Source organism: Arthrobacter sp. PsM3 (genome assembly GCF_030433895.1).
Lineage (GTDB): Bacteria > Actinomycetota > Actinomycetes > Actinomycetales > Micrococcaceae > Arthrobacter.
On record NZ_JARUXE010000040.1, the window covers coordinates 1 to 14,584 of the forward strand.

Sequence of the window (14,584 nt, forward strand, 5' to 3'; positions counted from 1 at the left end):
TACAAGGTGGTCTTCACCCTTGCCAGATGAGCACCATACTGCGCCGCTGAGGCGCTGTACCCATCTACCCGCTAGGCATGCCTGCGCCGCACCGGGGGAAAGTTCCGCCTCGTCCTGCCCCAGATCAGACGCATCAAGATGCCCAACCGGCGTCCTCACGGCTTCTTGCCCGACCCGCATTTGACCTGGAGTCCGGGTCGAAAGGCCTGCGGCGATGGCCGTAACAGTCTTTCCGGTCCGTGCGTAAACGGACAGTGCGCTGGTAATCCGCAGACGCGGCCGAGTGCGGGAGCAGTCCATCTCCCAAGGACGCCCGGCGCAGCCAGTATCAGCGGGGTCCTGCTGCAGCCAGCTGGACCCGGCTATTTCAGCAGTTCGGCCATGCCCGCGGCATTCCGGTCATTGTCCGTCAGCGGATTCAGGCCCCAGGCGTCTTCAATCGTGCGCAGCAGGGAATAGTGCGTGAAGCGGGTTTCCGAGGTGTAGCCCTTCCGCGCGGCAGGTCCGGCGAAGACCGCGGCAATCTGGTCGCTCGAACCGTCGCCCTCGTCATAGGTGACCACGAGGAGGGAGTTCTCTGTGGTGAACGCAGGTGCGGCGAGGATTTTCGGGACTTGCCGGGACAGCCAGTCGTCGCCGGACGACACCGGGCAGTTGTGGGTGTCGTTGCACATGTCGGGAGTGATGAACACGTAGTCCGGGAGGCTTCGGTCGGTCTTCAGGTCTGCGTCCAGCCGGCTGAAGGGCACCACGCGGTCGGTGCACAACGCCCGGTCGTCGGTCACCGAGGGGTAATACATGAACGGATTATGCTTCACCGCGTATCGACCGGAGTCCTCGGCCTGGCAGGGTTCGGGCATCCCGTCGGCGTACATCCGCCATTGCCGCCCCGAGCTGCTGATTTCGTCGGCAATGGTGCGCACGTCCGCCTCGCAGCTGTTTGCCGCGGGATGGCAGTCGCTCGTGATGCCGGCGGTGGTGCCGCTGGTCAGGGCGAGGTAATTCGGCAGGCTGGGCCGGGTGATCGCATGGTAGTTGGCTGCCACCGCGTTCTCCCGCGCGAGGCTGTTCAGGTAGGGCGCGTCGTCGGCTCCGAGAATGCGGCTGGCGGCTTTGTTCTCCATAACGATAATGACGACGTGATCGATCGCGGCCGCCTGTGCGGATCCGGAGGGTGCCGATCCGGTCGGAGGGGGGATGGCCGGCGACGTCGGGCCGTTCGACGCCGTCGGGCTGTTCGACGACGGTGAGGCCGTCGGGGCCGGCACGGGTGCCGTGCAGCCGGCCAGACCCAGCACCAGGATGGCGGCCAGGAAAGGTCTGCCCACGCGCCTCATCACTACATGCTAACCGGGGACGGAATGCCCTGGCATGGGCCGGTAGTCCCGGGCCGCCCCGGGAGCATTGGGCGCCCCAACACCTTCACGCCTCCCCGTGCAGCGCGGACTTGATGGTGCCGACGAGCGACCGGAAGCCCGGGTCGTCCTGCAGCGTGTCAAGCAGGACGGGTCCCCGCGGACCGGCCAGGGGTATCCGCCAGTTGGGGTACTGCGTGCTGGTCCCGGGCTGGTTCTGGGTCCGGGTTTCGCCCACCGCATCAACCAGCGCGACGCCCAGCAGGGACGAGGGCGTCAGGGTGGTGAAGGCGTACAGCGCCTCGACGGTGCGCCGGACATCCTGGTGCCCCGTCCCGGGCAGCAGACCGCGCTCCCGCAGGAGTCCGAACACCGCCTGCTGCTCGGCAGCGGCCTCGGCGCGTTCCTCTGCCACCGGGCGCTGCAGCAGTCCCAGGGATTCGCGGAGCGTGACGTGCTCGCCGGCCAGGTACCCGGCCGTCGGCGGCAGATCGTGGGTGTTGACACTTGTCAGGCACTGCTGCCGGTACCGTTCCGGCGCGATCGGGCCGTCGGCGTCGTGCTCGAACCAGAGGATCGAGGTGCCGAAGATCCCGCGGCCCGCCAGATAGTCCCGCACCCAGGGCTCAAATACCCCCAGGTCCTCACCGATGACCACCGCTCCGGCCCGCTGCGCCTCCAAGGCCAGGATTCCGATCAGCGCCTCGTGGTCGTAATAGACGTAGGTGCCCTCCCCCGGCCCGGCTCCCTCCGGGATCCACCACAGCCTGAACAAGCCCAGGATGTGGTCCACCCGGATCCCGCCGGCATGGCGCAGCACCGTGCGGAGCATGTCCCGGTAGGCGGCATACCCCGATTCCGCGAGCCGGCCCGGGTGCCAGGGCGGCTGGGTCCAGTCCTGGCCCTGCTGGTTGAACATGTCCGGCGGCGCGCCGACCGTGACGCCCCGGGCCAGCACCCCGGCCAGCGACCAGTCGTCCGCCCCGCCCGGTTTCACGCCGACCGCAAGGTCGTGGATGACGCCGATTTCCATGCCCGACCGCCGGGCCGAGCGCTGGGCGGCTTCCAGCTGCTGGTCGCAGAGCCATTGCAGCCAGCGGTGGAATTCGATCCTCCCGGCGAGCAGGGCCCGCTGCTCCTTGCAGTAGACGGTGTCCGGTGCGGACGCAGCCCCGGCCCAGTGTGGAGCCTCCGGGGCCAGCTTCTCGGCCAGGGCGCACCACAACGCAAAGTCGTCGAGCCCCTGCCCCTCCCCGGCGCAGAACTCCGCAAAGGCACGGGCGCGGGCGGGGTCGCGCGGAACCGCGAAAACCAGCTCCAGGGCGGTCAGTTTTGCCCCGTAGCTGGAGTTCCGGTCCAGCAGCGCGGTGGAGTGGTTCGCGGCGTGCTGCCGGGCGGCCAGACGCTCCACTTCCGCCCGGCCGGCCGGGTCGAGGTAGCCGTATTCGGGGATCTCCTCCACCCGGAGGTAGAGGGGGTTGAAGTAGCGCCGTGTAGTGGGCAGGTACGGGGAATCTTCGACCGGCGGCCGGGGCTCGGCGGCGTGCAAGGGGTTGACCAGCAGGAACCCGGCGCCGTCCTGGCCGGTGATCGTCGCGAGGTCCGCGAGATCCGCGAAGTCACCAATGCCCCAGGACCGGGAGGACCGCACCGAATAGAGCTGGGCGGTCAGTCCCCAGTTCCGCCGCCCGGCGAGGGCCTCGGTCGTTTGGAGCCGCTGGGGTGTGACGACGAGCGGGCATTGGGCTGCCGTGCCTTCGTTGTCCGCCAGCAGGGTATGCCAGCCGAGCGGAAGCCGGTCCGGGACCGCGAAGGTGGCCCGTCCCGTGAGGACGCCGTCGACGACGACCGGCTCGTCCCAGTTCTCCTGCTGCGTTGCCTCGTACCTGCTGCCGTCTTCGGCAGCGATCCACACGCTGACGGTGCTCCCTTGCGGGACATGGACGTGGACGTGGAGCTCCTGCCCCTCACGGGCCACGGCGACCGGCGGCAGCAAACGGCGCCACGGCGCCAGCCTGGCCTCAGCCAGGGACAGCTGCATCTCTTCCGCTTCCCCGGCAGGGACACCCAGCGCGGCGAGGACGCCACGCAGGGTGCGGTCTGTTACGGCGCGTTCGACGCCGTCCCACCCCCAGTAGGAGGTCCCCACGCCGTGGGCTGCCGCAAGTTCGCGCAGCAGTGCGGCTGAGCTGGTCGCGTTGTCGTGGTCCGTTTCATCCGCCATGGGGCCACTCTAGACGTTGTCCCCGTGCACCGTCCCATGCTGATGGATGCGGGTTTCCCCGACCAGTTCGTGCAGGCCCTCGACGGCGCGCGCGAGCGACAGCTCCGGGGACGCCGCGATGAACGGCATCAGGAGCCTGTTCTCCTTGTCCAGATGCAGGGCGAAGATGTTCCGGATGGAGCCGGCAGCCACGGCGGCATCCACCCCGGTTGAGCCCCTCAGTTCCTCGACCAGGCCCACGATCACCTGGTGCTCGGCCAGCATCCCCTCCACCAGCAGCCGGCCCTGCGGCATGTTCCGGGGTCCTCCATACAGTGGACCCTCCTCTGCAAGCGCATGGGGAACGAGATCGTTCTCGCACCACTCCACCAGCACCTCATGGGCATCGTGCTCCGCCACGGTGTCCCCGGACCGGACCGCATGGGTGAGCGTCGCCGTCAGCGCGTTGAGTCGCTTGAGCATGCCCGCATGGTGCTGCTCCACCGCCGCCAGGGCTCCAGCTTCCTCGTCGGGGTCTTTCTGGGTGTTGGCCGCTGGCTGATCCATGACGCCTCCTGGGTCTGCTGGATAGGGGCGCGCACTAGGGCACGCAGGCTCCCCCTCCCCACTGTACGGCGGTGACTCCCCCGGACCCCGGGCCTTTCGGCCCACCCCGGCTCCGGCCGGTTGCGGTTTCGACGGCGGGCTTTAGGCGCGGCCGCGGCGTCCGCGCTAGCCTTGCAGCCTATGGTCGACGTCGAACGGTTCCGGAATCTCCTGCACGAGGAGCGCCGCCGGAAGCTTGCCCTCCTTCCCGCTCTGCGCCAGGACATCACCTCGGTGAACGCCGCCCGGCAGGACTCGAACGTCGATGACGAGCACGATCCCGAGGGCGCGACGATTGCCTTCGAGCTCTCCCAGGCGTCGGCACTGCTGGAGCAGAGCCGCCAGGGCCTGGCGCAGATCGAGGCAGCCCTGGCGCGGATCGATGCCGGCCGATACGGCAGCTGCGAAGTCTGCGGCGAAGAGATCGCGGAAGGCCGGCTGGAGGCCAGGCCCTGGACACCGTATTGCATCAGGCACAGCTCGGGCCCTGCCGGCCCTTCCAGGGCCAGTGCACGGACCACACCATGACCGGCGCTGCCGAAACCTGGTGGGCCCGGATCGTTGCCGGATTCACCCAGTCCCCGGTTCCGCAGGTCACAGGCGCTGAACTCGCCCTGGTGATCCTGGTCGCGGTCGCGCTTTCCCTGCCGCGGGTGACCTGGCGGTACTTCGGGCTGCTGGCCACCGTAACCCACGAGCTCGGCCACGCCTTCGCGGCGCTCATGACCGGGCAGCGCCTCGGCGGCATCCGCCTGGGCCTGGACCACTCGGGCACTACCACCACTTACAGCCGGCGCCCCCTGGCGGCTGTGTGGTCCACTTTCTGGGGTTACCCGGTCCCGGCCGTCGTCGGCGCCGCCATGGTCTGGAGCGGTTTCAACGGCTGGGGCCCGGCGGCGATGTCGGTCGGGACCATCATCCTGCTGGTCTCGTTCCTGTTCATCCGCAACGGCATCGGGCTGCTGATCACCGCCGGCGCGGTCCTGGCCGCCGTGCTGCTGGTGCTGTTCGTCCCGCCGGAATTCACCGGCCATGTCATGATCGTGCTCGGCCTGGCACTGCTGGTCGCCGCCGTCCGGGACCTCGGAAAGCTGGGCAACGTGCACCTGCGGCACCGGGACCGGCTGGCGACCTCGGACGCCTATCTGCTCGCCCGGGCCACCCACCTCCCAGCAGCCGTATGGATCGTGCTGTTCGCCGCGGTCGTCGGTGCCGCCTGGTGGTTTGCCTGGCAGCCGATGTCACTGGTTTTCGCAGCAACGCAGGACGCAAGGCTGCCGTGACCCCTCGGTGTCCGGGCATAGGCTGGGACCATGAGCCAAACACACACGGACGACCCCGGATTCAGCACAAAGGGTTCCTACGTCACCGGCGGCGAGGAGTTCACCCGGGACACCAACTACATCGAGGACCGGATCACCCGCGACGGCGCCCCCGGCCGGAACGGTGAGCCCGGCTGGCCGGTCGAGCCGGGACGTTACCGGCTGGTTGCGGCCCGCGCCTGCCCGTGGGCGAACAGGACCGTGATCGTGCGGCGGCTCCTTGGCCTGGAGGACGCGATTTCCCTCGGCCAGCCCGGGCCCACCCATGATGCGCGCTCCTGGACGTTTGACCTGGATCCAGGCGGCAAGGACCCGGTGCTCGGGATGGAGCGGATCCAGGAGGCTTACTTCCGCCGGTTCCCGGACTATCCCCGCGGCATCACCGTCCCGGCCATTGTCGACGTCGCCAGCGGCCAGGTGGTGACCAACAACTTCCCGCAGATCACCCTGGACTTCGCCACCGAGTGGACCGCGTACCACCGCCCGGGCGCGCCGGAGCTGTATCCGGAGGCTCTGCGCGCGGAGATCGACACGGTCAACAAGAGGGTCTTCACCGAAGTGAACAACGGTGTCTACCGCTGTGGCTTCGCCGGCTCGCAGGAGGCCTACAACGCCGCTTACGACCGGCTCTGGACCGCCCTGGACTGGCTGGAGGAACGCCTTACCGGCCAGCGGTACCTCGTGGGCGACACGATCACTGAGGCCGACGTCCGCCTGTTCACCACACTGGCGCGCTTCGACGCCGTCTACCACGGGCATTTCAAGTGCAACCGGCAGAAACTCAGCGAAATGCCCGCGCTGTGGGCCTACGCCCGGGACCTGTTCCAGACGCCCGGATTCGGCGACACCACCGACTTCGTGCAGATCAAGCAGCACTACTACATCGTCCACGAGGACATCAACCCCACCGGGATCGTTCCCGCGGGGCCGGAGCTCGGTAACTGGCTGACCGCACACGGCCGCGAAGCCCTCGGCGGACGCCCCTTCGGCGATGGAACGCCGCCCGGCCCGGTGCGGGCCGGGGAGGAAGTGGCCCCGGGGCACGGGGCGGACTGACCGGAACGCCCTGCCCGGCCGGGGTTCGTCCACTTGTCGCAGCAATATCTCCAGCCTAGGGTGAGCGGGGATGACTACAACAGAAGAGGTAAGGCACACCGGAGGCCCCTCCTTGTTCCGGCGGCTGTGGCGGATGCTGGCCGGCAACGTCTCCACGGCGCTGCTGTGGCCACGGCTGCAGCTGGCCATGAAGGCGGGACTGGCCGCGGGCATTGCCTTCGCCATCGCCCCGCTGATGCCCGGCTCCGCGGCCGATTACCCCTACTACGCTCCGCTGGGCGCCCTGGTGGCGATGTACGAGAACGTCGCCGGCTCCATGAAGCAGGGAGCCCAGACGCTCGCGGGGCTGGCAATCGGGATTGGACTGGCCTTCGTGCTGTTCATCCTCGGCAGCCCGTCACCGCTGACGGTCGGGATCGTGATGGCCTTCGGCGTTGTCCTGGCCGGACTCCCGAAGATTGGCGCGGGCCGGGACTGGATCCCGACGGCGGCGCTCCTGGTCCTGCTCGTGGGCGGCCACAACCCGGACCAGTTCTCCTTCGGTTACCTCCTGCAGATGGGGGCCGGCGTCACCGTGGGCATCCTCGTGAACCTGCTGGTCTTCCCGCCGCTGCACTTCCGCGCTGCCGAGCTCAGCATCGCGGAACTGCGCCTGGCACTCGCCCAGCAGCTCTGGGACATGGCCAAGGCACTGAAGGAGAGCTGGCCGCCGGAACACGAGGACTGGTCCAAGCGATCCGACTCGCTCGAATCCTCCGCCCGCGCCGTCCGGCTGGCCGTGGAGAAGGCGGACGCCAGCCGGCGGGCGAACCCCCGGCGCCGGCTCCACCCCCGGGACATCGGACTGGACTACCGCAACCTGCGCGACCTCGAACGGGTGACCTTCCACGTCCAGGACGTGACGCAGGTGCTCTCGGATGTCATCTGGGCCAAGGACACACCCTTTGTGGTGCCGGATGAATATGCTGCGCCGCTTGCCGACGCCATGTCTGCCGTGGGTGACATCCTGCGCTCAGTCGAGGAAGAGAGCCCGGAGAAGCAGTTGGAGCTGGTCGAGGCGGCCGACTCTTCCGTCAAAGCGTTGACGGGAAGGACCGGAGCCGAGCAAACGGCCACCGACGCCCCCAGCGCGGTCGAGTCGATCCTGATGAGCCTGCACCGGATGCTGCGGGTGGTCAAGACCTCGGCTGTCAGCGGCTGACCGTCTACAGCGCGGCAACCGCTCCGCTGAAGTGCTTGCGTCCGGACCGTGAGTTCCAGGCGACGTAGTCGGAGCGTTCCCACGCCCCGTCAGTCCCCTCCACGGTGCTGATGTCCAGCGCCACCCGGGCCGGTAGGAATACCGGCGCCTCGAAGGAAACACTCCAGCTGAACGCGTCGCCCTTTGCGGCACCCACGTCCGCCAGTGCCCTCGATGCCAGGTACATGCCGTGCGCGATCGACCGGCGCAGCCCCAGGGCCCTGGCCGAGAGGACACTCAGGTGGATCGGGTTGAAGTCGCCGGACACGGCCGCGTAGGCGCGCCCGGTGTCCACACCCAGCTGCCACAGTGCGGTGGGATCCGGCGCCGCAAAACCCGCCGGGACCGCAGCAGCGGTGGGCTTGTCGATCCCCGGCAGGAACACACCCTTCGCCAGGTAACTGGAGACGCCGCGCCAGCGGACGCCCTCCTCTCCCGCCCCGCGCACCTCGGTGACGAGGTCCAGCTGGCTGCCGGACCGGTGCCCGCGCAGGTTCTCCGCCCACGCCCGGATGTCCAGGGCCTCGGTGAAGCGGCTGGGTGCGGACTGCACCACGCGGTTTTCCAGGTGGATCATCCCCAGCAGCGGCAGCGGGAAATCATCCCGGTTCATCACGCTCATGGCCAGCGGGAACGCCAGCGCATGGACAAAACCGGCCGGCAGCACATCGCTCGCGGTCTCACCGATGAGGTGCTGGTACGCCGTGAGGTTCTCCACCGCCGCCTTCACGTCGCGGACCTCATGCCGTGTTTCCGGGAGCCCGGCGCCCTCGTCGGTGCCCAGCACCCGTCGGCGGGCCGCGGCCGCTGCCGCATTCAGGTACAGCTTCGACAGTGACGGCATCTCGCCCAGGATGACCGGCTGCGAAGAGGTCATGCTCCCACCAGGTTCTGCCCGCAGACCCTCAAAACCTCGCCGGAAATGCCGCCGGCCGCGTCACTGGCGAGGAACGCGATGGCCTCGGCGACGTCGCCCGGCTGGCCGCCCTGCTGCAGGGAGTTGAGCCGGCGTGCCACCTCCCTGACGGCGAACGGGATCTTCGCGGTCATCTCGGTTTCGATGAAGCCGGGGGCGACGGCGTTGATGGAGCCGCCGTGCGTGCCGATCAGCGGTGCCGTGGCCCGGACCATGCCCATCACGCCGCCCTTCGAGGCGGCATAGTTGGTCTGGCCGCGGTTGCCGGCGATGCCGCTGGTGGAGGCGACGGACACGATCCGCGGGGAGCTCCGGAAGTGTCCGGACGCCAGCAGGGCTTCGTTGATCCGCAGCTGCGCGGCGATATTGACCGCGATCACCGAGTTCCAGCGCCCTTCGTCCATGTTGGCCAGCAGCTTGTCCCGGGTGATGCCGGCATTGTGGATCACGATGTCCAGCCGCCCGTGGCGTTCCACGGCGTGGTCGATGATCCGCTGCCCGGCATCCGTCCGGCTGATGTCCAGCTGCAGCGCCGTGCCGCGCACCTCGTTGGCCACCGCGGCGAGGTGGTCACCGGCCGCCGGGATGTCAACGACGACGAGCGTGGCGCCGTCGCGGTACAGGGTGCGGGCAATCGCCGCGCCGATTCCGCGCGCGGCGCCGGTCACGACGGCGACCTTGCCTGCCAGTGGCTTCCCGGCGTGGGCCGGCAGTTGCCCTTCGGCGGAGCTGACGGTGAGGAACTGGCCGTCGACAAATGCCGAGCGGCCGGACAGGAAGAACCGGAGTGCGCCGAGGGTGCTGGGGCTTGTGGTGCGCACGCCGCCGGCGAGCAGGATGCCGTTGCCGGTGGCCCCGGCCCGGAGCTCCTTGGCCAGCGAGCGGAGCAGCCCGTCCACACCCTGGCGGGCGGCCGCGACGGCAGGGTCTGCAGTGTCAGCGGCGGTGCGGGAGACGGTGATGACGCGGGAATTGGGGGCCAGGTCCCGCAGTGAGGTGGCTGCGGTGAGCACCGGCCTGGCGAGGTCTTCCGGGCGGCCCAGCTCATCGAGCACGAGGATGATGGCGCCGAGTTTTTCCTTCGGCACCGCGTGGCGGCGCACATCGAGGTTCCAGGAGAGCAGGGTCGCGGCCAGCTCATCCGCGCCGGAGCCGGCACCCTGGACCAGGACGGGCCCGGTGATCAGCGGCTGGTCCGGCAGGTAGCGGCGCAGCACCACCGGCTGGGGCAGCCCAAGCTTCCTGGCGATGTCCCTGCCGGGGCCCCGGCTCACCAGTTGCGTGTACATGTCAGTCATCGGATCCCCCTAGTGTGCTTCAAGAATAGCGACGACGCCCTGGCCGCCTGCGGCGCAGATGGAGATGAGTCCGCGGGCAGGGCGGCCGTCTACCCGGCCTCTGGAGTGCAGCATCTTGGCGAGCGAGGCGACGATCCGTCCGCCGGTGGCCGCGAAGGGGTGGCCGGCCGCCAGGGAGGAGCCGTTGACGTTGAGTTTGGAGCGGTCGATGCTGCCGAAGGCTCCGTCCAGGCCCAGCCGGGTCCGGCCGAAGTCCTCGTCCTCCCACGCGGCCAGGGTGCTCAGTACCGTTCCGGCGAAGGCCTCATGGATTTCGAAGAAGTCGATGTCGTCCAGGCTGAGCCCGTTGCGGGCCAGCAGCCGCGGCACCGCGAAGGCCGGTGCCATGAGGAGGCCGTCCTTGCCATGGACGAAGTCGACAGCCGCCGCCTCGCCGTCGACGACGGTGGCCAGCTTGGGCAGGTCATGGGCGTCCGCCCACTCCTCGGACGCGAGCAGCACGGTCGATGCCCCGTCGGTCAGCGGGGTGGAGTTGCCGGCCGTCATGGTCGCCGCCGAGCCCAGGTTCTTGCCGAAGACGGGCTTAAGGGTGGCCAGTTTTTCGAGGCTGGTGTCGGCCCTCAGGTTGGAGTCACGGGTGAGTCCCCGGTAGGGGGTGAGCAGGTCATCGAAGAAGCCCGCGTCGTAGGCGGCTGCCAGGTTGCGGTGGCTGTTGAAGGCCAGCTCATCCTGGGCCTCCCGGGTGATCTTCCACTGCGCCGTGGTGAGCGCCTGGTGTTCGCCCATGGACAGGCCGGTGCGCGGTTCGCCCGTGTTGGGAGCGTCCGGGGCGAGATCCTTGGGACGGAGGCGGCTGAGGACCCGCAGCCGCTGCGGCAGCGACTTGGCACGGTTCAGGTCAAGGAGCACCTCGCGCAGGCCCTCGCTCACGGCGATGGGGGCGTCCGAGGCGGAGTCGACGCCGCCGGCGATGGCCGAATCGATCTGTCCGAGCTTGATCTTGTTGGCCAGGCCGAGGACCGTTTCCAGTCCGGTGGCGCAGGCCTGCTGCAGATCGTAGGCCGGGGTTTCAGCGGACAGGGCGGAGCCGAGCACGGCTTCACGCGTCAGGTTGAAGTCACGGGAGTGCTTGAGCACTGCGCCGGCGCCGACTTCCCCGATGCGCTCGTCCTGCAGCCCGAAACGTGCGATCAGCCCGTCCAGGGCAGCCGTCAGCATGTCCTGGTTGGAGGACTTGGTATACGCGCCCCCGGTCCGGGCAAAAGGAATGCGGTTGCCGCCCACGATGACCGCCTTGCGCAGCTGGGCCGATGCCGGTGCCGCAGCTCTTCCTCCGACCGGGCCGGCCGCCGGGGCGGCCGCCGGGGCGGCCGGCCCGTGGGGGGAAGCAGGCGCTGCTGCGGGGGTCGCTGTGGGGGTCGAATCCTTTGGTCCGGGTGCGGACTGTCCGTTGACGGACATGGGCTGTCTCCTTCGATCAAAGCGGGTTACCGATACCCAGCGTACCTGATACGCTGGGTATCGTGAACATCCCCCAGACAGGTCTTCCCGGCGGTAACCCGGCCGGCTCCGCTGCCGCCGGTGGCGGCGGCGTGGACGGCCGCGCCTCGCGCTGGCAGTCGCACCGGGAGGAACGCCGCCGGGAGCTGATAAAGTCGGCCCGCAGGGCCGTGCACGCGCTCGGAAGCGACGCCTCGATGGAAGACATAGCGGCCGCGGCGGGAACCTCCAAATCCGTGTTCTACCGCTATTTCGGCGACAAGGCCGGGCTGCAGCAGGCTGTCGGCGAGGTGGTGCTGAGCCAGATGCAGCGCCGGATCCAGGAGGCTGCCCAGAGTGCCCAGACTCCCCGTGAGGGGCTGTTCGCGATGGTCTCCGCCTACCTGCAGATGGCTGAAACCAGCCCCAACGTATACACATTCGTCACGCGCTACACCCCCGGGGAAGCGGACGCCACGACCGGAACCATCGCCACTGCGGGTGCCCTTGGCCATTTTTTTGCCGCGATCAGCGACATGATCGCCCGGCCCATGCGCAGCCACCTCGGGGACTCCGCCGGGCGCGAGGCCGTGATCGGCTACTGGCCGAACGCTGCGATCGGCCTGGTCCGGAACGCCGGCGAACAATGGCTCGCCAGCCCGGCCTCCCCTGCCAAGCCCGACCAGGAGGCGATGGCGCGCCAGATTACCGACTGGCTGTGCCTCGGGATTGCCCCCGAACTCCGCACGGCTCCCGTTCCGGAGCAGCCGGCCCGGTCATCCGCAGGAACGGACTCCGCAGGGCCGGACCAACCCGGCTTCGTCGAGCCGCGTCGCCACCACCAACATGACGCCACCACCGACTTGTCAGAACCAGAGAAGGAAACGACATGACCGAAATAGTCGACCGCCCTGCGGGCGCCAGTTCGAAGAAGCCTGCTCCGACGCGCGCTGCGTCCCGCAAAGCCGCTGCTCCCCGGGCGGCAGCCGCCAAGGCGGCCACGAACGGAGCGCCGGCCCCTGTCGTCGACGTCGCGGCGCTGGGCGAGCTGCTCCTTGGAAAGTGGGCCGACACTCGCCGGACCGCACGGGCACTGGCGGCGCGGCCGGAGCTGCACAAGGCAGAGGGCCTGACGCACACCGAACACCGCCGGCGCGTCTTCGGCCAGCTGAGGATCCTGGTCGAGAACGGCGCCGTGCACCGCGCCTTCCCCGCGTCCGTCGGGGGCGCCGACGAACACGGCGGCAACGTGGCCGGCTTCCAGGAGCTCGTCATCGCCGACCCCTCGCTGCAGATCAAGGCCGGAGTCCAGTGGGGCCTGTTCGGCTCTGCCGTGAACCACCTCGGCACCGCGGAGCACCACGCCAAGTGGCTGCCCGGCATCATGAACCTGGACATTCCCGGCTGCTTTGCCATGACCGAGACCGGGCACGGCTCGGACGTCGCCAGCATCGCCACCACCGCCACCTACGATCCGGCGACCGAGGAATTCGTGGTGCACACGCCGTTCCGCGCGGCGTGGAAGGACTACATCGGGAACGCCGCCACGGACGGCCTCGCCGCCGTCGTCTTCGCCCAGCTCGTGACGGGCGGCGTGAACCACGGTGTCCATGCCTTCTACATGGACCTCCGCGATCCGGAAACCAAGGGGTTCCTGCCCGGCATCGGCGGCGAGGACGACGGCGTCAAGGGCGGGCTGAACGGCATCGACAACGGCCGGCTGCACTTCACGCACGTCCGGATCCCGCGCACCCACCTGCTGAACCGCTACGGCAACGTCGACGCCGACGGCAGCTACAGCTCCCCCATCGCAAGCCCGGGCCGCCGCTTCTTCACCATGCTCGGCACCCTGGTCCAGGGCCGCGTCTCGCTCGACGGTGCTGCCGTCACCGCCTCGAAGCTGGCCCTGAAAACGGCGATCCAGTACGCCACGGAACGGCGCCAGTTCAACGCGTCGTCGCAGACCGACGAGGAAGTGCTGCTGGACTACCAGCGGCACCAGCGGCGGCTGTTCACCCGTCTGGCCAGGACCTACGCCGCGGGTTTCGCGAGCGAACAGCTCCTGGAGAAATTCGACGACGTCTTCTCCGGCCGCGCCGACACGGACGAGGACCGCCAGGACCTGGAGACCCTCGCCGCGGCCCTCAAACCGCTCAGCACCTGGCACGCCCTCGACACGCTGCAGGAATGCCGCGAGGCCTGCGGCGGCGCCGGGTTCCTGATCGAGAACCGCTTTGCCTCGCTCCGCGCCGACCTCGACGTCTACGCCACCTTCGAAGGTGACAACACCGTCCTGCTGCAGCTGGTCGCCAAGCGGCTGCTGGCCGACTACGCCAAGGAATTCCGGAACGTGAACTTCGGGGTGCTCACCCGCTACGTGGTCGGCCAGGCCACGGATGCCGCTATCCACCGGACCGGCCTGCGCGGCGTCGCCCAGTTCATGGCCGATACCGGGTCCGCGCAGAAGGCGGCCATCGCGATCAAGGACGAAGCGAGCCAGCGCGCCCTGCTGACCGACCGGGTGCAGACCATGGTCGCCGACGTCGGCTCGGCCCTGAAGGGCGCCAACAAACTGCCGCAGCAGCAGGGGGCGGCCCTGTTCAACAGCCACCAGAACGAACTCATCGAAGCTGCCCAGGCGCACGCCGAACTGCTGCAATGGGAGGCCTTCACCGCAGCCCTCGGCAAGGTCACCGACCCGGGAACCAGGAAAGTCCTGACCTGGCTGCGCGACCTCTTCGGGCTGTCCCTGATCGAGGAAAACCTGTCCTGGTACCTGATGAACGGCCGGCTTTCGATGCAGCGTGCCCGGACCCTGGGCGACTACATCAACCGCCTGCTTGTGAAGATCCGCCCGCACGCACTGGACCTGGTGGACGCCTTCGGGTTCGGCCCCGAACACCTCCGCGCCGAGATCGCCACGGGAGCCGAAAGAGTCCGCCAGGACGAAGCCCGCGGGTACTTCCGCGCGCAGCGAGCCAGCGGCGATGCCCCGGTGGACGAGAAAATCCTGCTGGCCCGCGGGAGCCACGGGTCACACGGGTCAAAGGCGCGCGGCGCCTGACCCTGCGGGATTACGACGGCGGCGCCGCCCCATTGGCCGGGGCGG

At 69.1% G+C, this 14,584-nt stretch carries 12 protein-coding genes; 6 read left to right on the plus strand and 6 right to left on the minus strand.

Features of this window, described 5'->3' with window-relative positions:
* Nucleotides 1–362: 362 nt before the first annotated feature.
* The 3 genes from QCD75_RS17875 to QCD75_RS17885 all read right to left on the minus strand — a co-directional run bounded on the left by QCD75_RS17875 (nt 363) and on the right by QCD75_RS17885 (nt 4,125).
* A complete protein-coding gene (locus tag QCD75_RS17875) occupies nt 363–1,337 on the minus strand; it encodes an alkaline phosphatase family protein (RefSeq protein WP_301230756.1) in 975 nt (324 codons plus the stop codon).
* A gap of 85 nt (nt 1,338–1,422) precedes the next feature.
* Nucleotides 1,423–3,579: a 4-alpha-glucanotransferase gene (malQ, locus tag QCD75_RS17880; protein WP_301230757.1), complete on the minus strand. Its 2,157-nt coding sequence runs from the start codon at nt 3,577–3,579 to the stop codon at nt 1,423–1,425.
* A 9-nt stretch (nt 3,580–3,588) separates the two neighbouring features.
* Entirely contained in the window at nt 3,589–4,125 is a 537-nt protein-coding gene (locus QCD75_RS17885; RefSeq protein ID WP_301230758.1) for a hemerythrin domain-containing protein, read from the minus strand.
* Between the two features lie 180 nt (nt 4,126–4,305).
* Here QCD75_RS17885 and QCD75_RS17890 point away from each other — a divergent pair, with 180 nt between their 5' ends.
* The 4 genes from QCD75_RS17890 to QCD75_RS17905 all read left to right on the plus strand — a co-directional run bounded on the left by QCD75_RS17890 (nt 4,306) and on the right by QCD75_RS17905 (nt 7,743).
* Nucleotides 4,306–4,692 (plus strand): TraR/DksA family transcriptional regulator, encoded by a 387-nt coding sequence (locus QCD75_RS17890; protein WP_301230759.1) that lies wholly within the window; start codon nt 4,306–4,308, stop codon nt 4,690–4,692.
* Nucleotides 4,689–5,447 (plus strand): M50 family metallopeptidase, encoded by a 759-nt coding sequence (locus QCD75_RS17895; RefSeq protein ID WP_301230760.1) that lies wholly within the window; start codon nt 4,689–4,691, stop codon nt 5,445–5,447. The genes QCD75_RS17890 and QCD75_RS17895 overlap by 4 nt, the downstream gene beginning before the upstream one ends.
* A gap of 30 nt (nt 5,448–5,477) precedes the next feature.
* Complete coding sequence (locus QCD75_RS17900; protein ID WP_301230762.1) at nt 5,478–6,542, plus strand: glutathione S-transferase family protein; 1,065 nt, start codon at nt 5,478–5,480, stop codon at nt 6,540–6,542.
* A gap of 133 nt (nt 6,543–6,675) precedes the next feature.
* The gene (locus QCD75_RS17905) at nt 6,676–7,743 is read left to right on the plus strand and encodes an FUSC family protein (RefSeq protein WP_301230785.1); all 1,068 of its coding nucleotides are present in this window, start codon (nt 6,676–6,678) and stop codon (nt 7,741–7,743) included.
* Nucleotides 7,744–7,747: 4 nt separating this feature from the next.
* Here QCD75_RS17905 and QCD75_RS17910 read toward each other — a convergent pair whose 3' ends face one another.
* Genes QCD75_RS17910 through QCD75_RS17920 form a run of 3 tightly spaced genes read right to left on the minus strand, consistent with a single transcriptional unit; the run spans nt 7,748 to nt 11,457 of the window.
* On the minus strand, nt 7,748–8,659 hold the full coding sequence (locus tag QCD75_RS17910; protein WP_301230764.1) for a MaoC/PaaZ C-terminal domain-containing protein: 912 nt from the start codon (nt 8,657–8,659) through the stop codon (nt 7,748–7,750).
* Nucleotides 8,656–9,996, minus strand: a complete 1,341-nt coding sequence (locus tag QCD75_RS17915) for a 3-oxoacyl-ACP reductase (RefSeq protein WP_301230765.1) — start codon at nt 9,994–9,996, stop codon at nt 8,656–8,658. Before QCD75_RS17915 ends, QCD75_RS17910 begins: the two co-directional genes overlap by 4 nt.
* Before the next feature lie 9 nt (nt 9,997–10,005).
* Nucleotides 10,006–11,457 carry an acetyl-CoA C-acetyltransferase gene (locus QCD75_RS17920; protein WP_301230766.1) on the minus strand — a complete coding sequence of 484 codons (1,452 nt, stop codon included), beginning with the start codon at nt 11,455–11,457 and terminating at the stop codon, nt 10,006–10,008.
* Nucleotides 11,458–11,525: 68 nt separating this feature from the next.
* Here QCD75_RS17920 and QCD75_RS17925 point away from each other — a divergent pair, with 68 nt between their 5' ends.
* Nucleotides 11,526–12,368, plus strand: a complete 843-nt coding sequence (locus tag QCD75_RS17925; RefSeq protein WP_441005513.1) for a TetR family transcriptional regulator — start codon at nt 11,526–11,528, stop codon at nt 12,366–12,368.
* Nucleotides 12,365–14,539, plus strand: a complete 2,175-nt coding sequence (locus QCD75_RS17930; RefSeq protein WP_301230767.1) for an acyl-CoA dehydrogenase family protein — start codon at nt 12,365–12,367, stop codon at nt 14,537–14,539. The genes QCD75_RS17925 and QCD75_RS17930 overlap by 4 nt, the downstream gene beginning before the upstream one ends.
* Nucleotides 14,540–14,584 lie beyond the last annotated feature (45 nt).

Excerpts from the sequence above, each read along its gene's own strand:
- QCD75_RS17875 (WP_301230756.1), bottom strand. The coding sequence starts at position 1,337 with ATGAGGCGCGTGGGCAGACCTTTCCTGGCCGCCATCCTGGTGCTGGGT.
- malQ (WP_301230757.1), bottom strand. The coding sequence starts at position 3,579 with ATGGCGGATGAAACGGACCACGACAACGCGACCAGCTCAGCCGCACTG.
- QCD75_RS17885 (WP_301230758.1), bottom strand. The coding sequence starts at position 4,125 with ATGGATCAGCCAGCGGCCAACACCCAGAAAGACCCCGACGAGGAAGCT.
- QCD75_RS17890 (WP_301230759.1), top strand. The coding sequence starts at position 4,306 with ATGGTCGACGTCGAACGGTTCCGGAATCTCCTGCACGAGGAGCGCCGC.
- QCD75_RS17895 (WP_301230760.1), top strand. The coding sequence starts at position 4,689 with ATGACCGGCGCTGCCGAAACCTGGTGGGCCCGGATCGTTGCCGGATTC.
- QCD75_RS17900 (WP_301230762.1), top strand. The coding sequence starts at position 5,478 with ATGAGCCAAACACACACGGACGACCCCGGATTCAGCACAAAGGGTTCC.
- QCD75_RS17905 (WP_301230785.1), top strand. The coding sequence starts at position 6,676 with ATGCTGGCCGGCAACGTCTCCACGGCGCTGCTGTGGCCACGGCTGCAG.
- QCD75_RS17910 (WP_301230764.1), bottom strand. The coding sequence starts at position 8,659 with ATGACCTCTTCGCAGCCGGTCATCCTGGGCGAGATGCCGTCACTGTCG.
- QCD75_RS17915 (WP_301230765.1), bottom strand. The coding sequence starts at position 9,996 with ATGACTGACATGTACACGCAACTGGTGAGCCGGGGCCCCGGCAGGGAC.
- QCD75_RS17920 (WP_301230766.1), bottom strand. The coding sequence starts at position 11,457 with ATGTCCGTCAACGGACAGTCCGCACCCGGACCAAAGGATTCGACCCCC.
- QCD75_RS17930 (WP_301230767.1), top strand. The coding sequence starts at position 12,365 with ATGACCGAAATAGTCGACCGCCCTGCGGGCGCCAGTTCGAAGAAGCCT.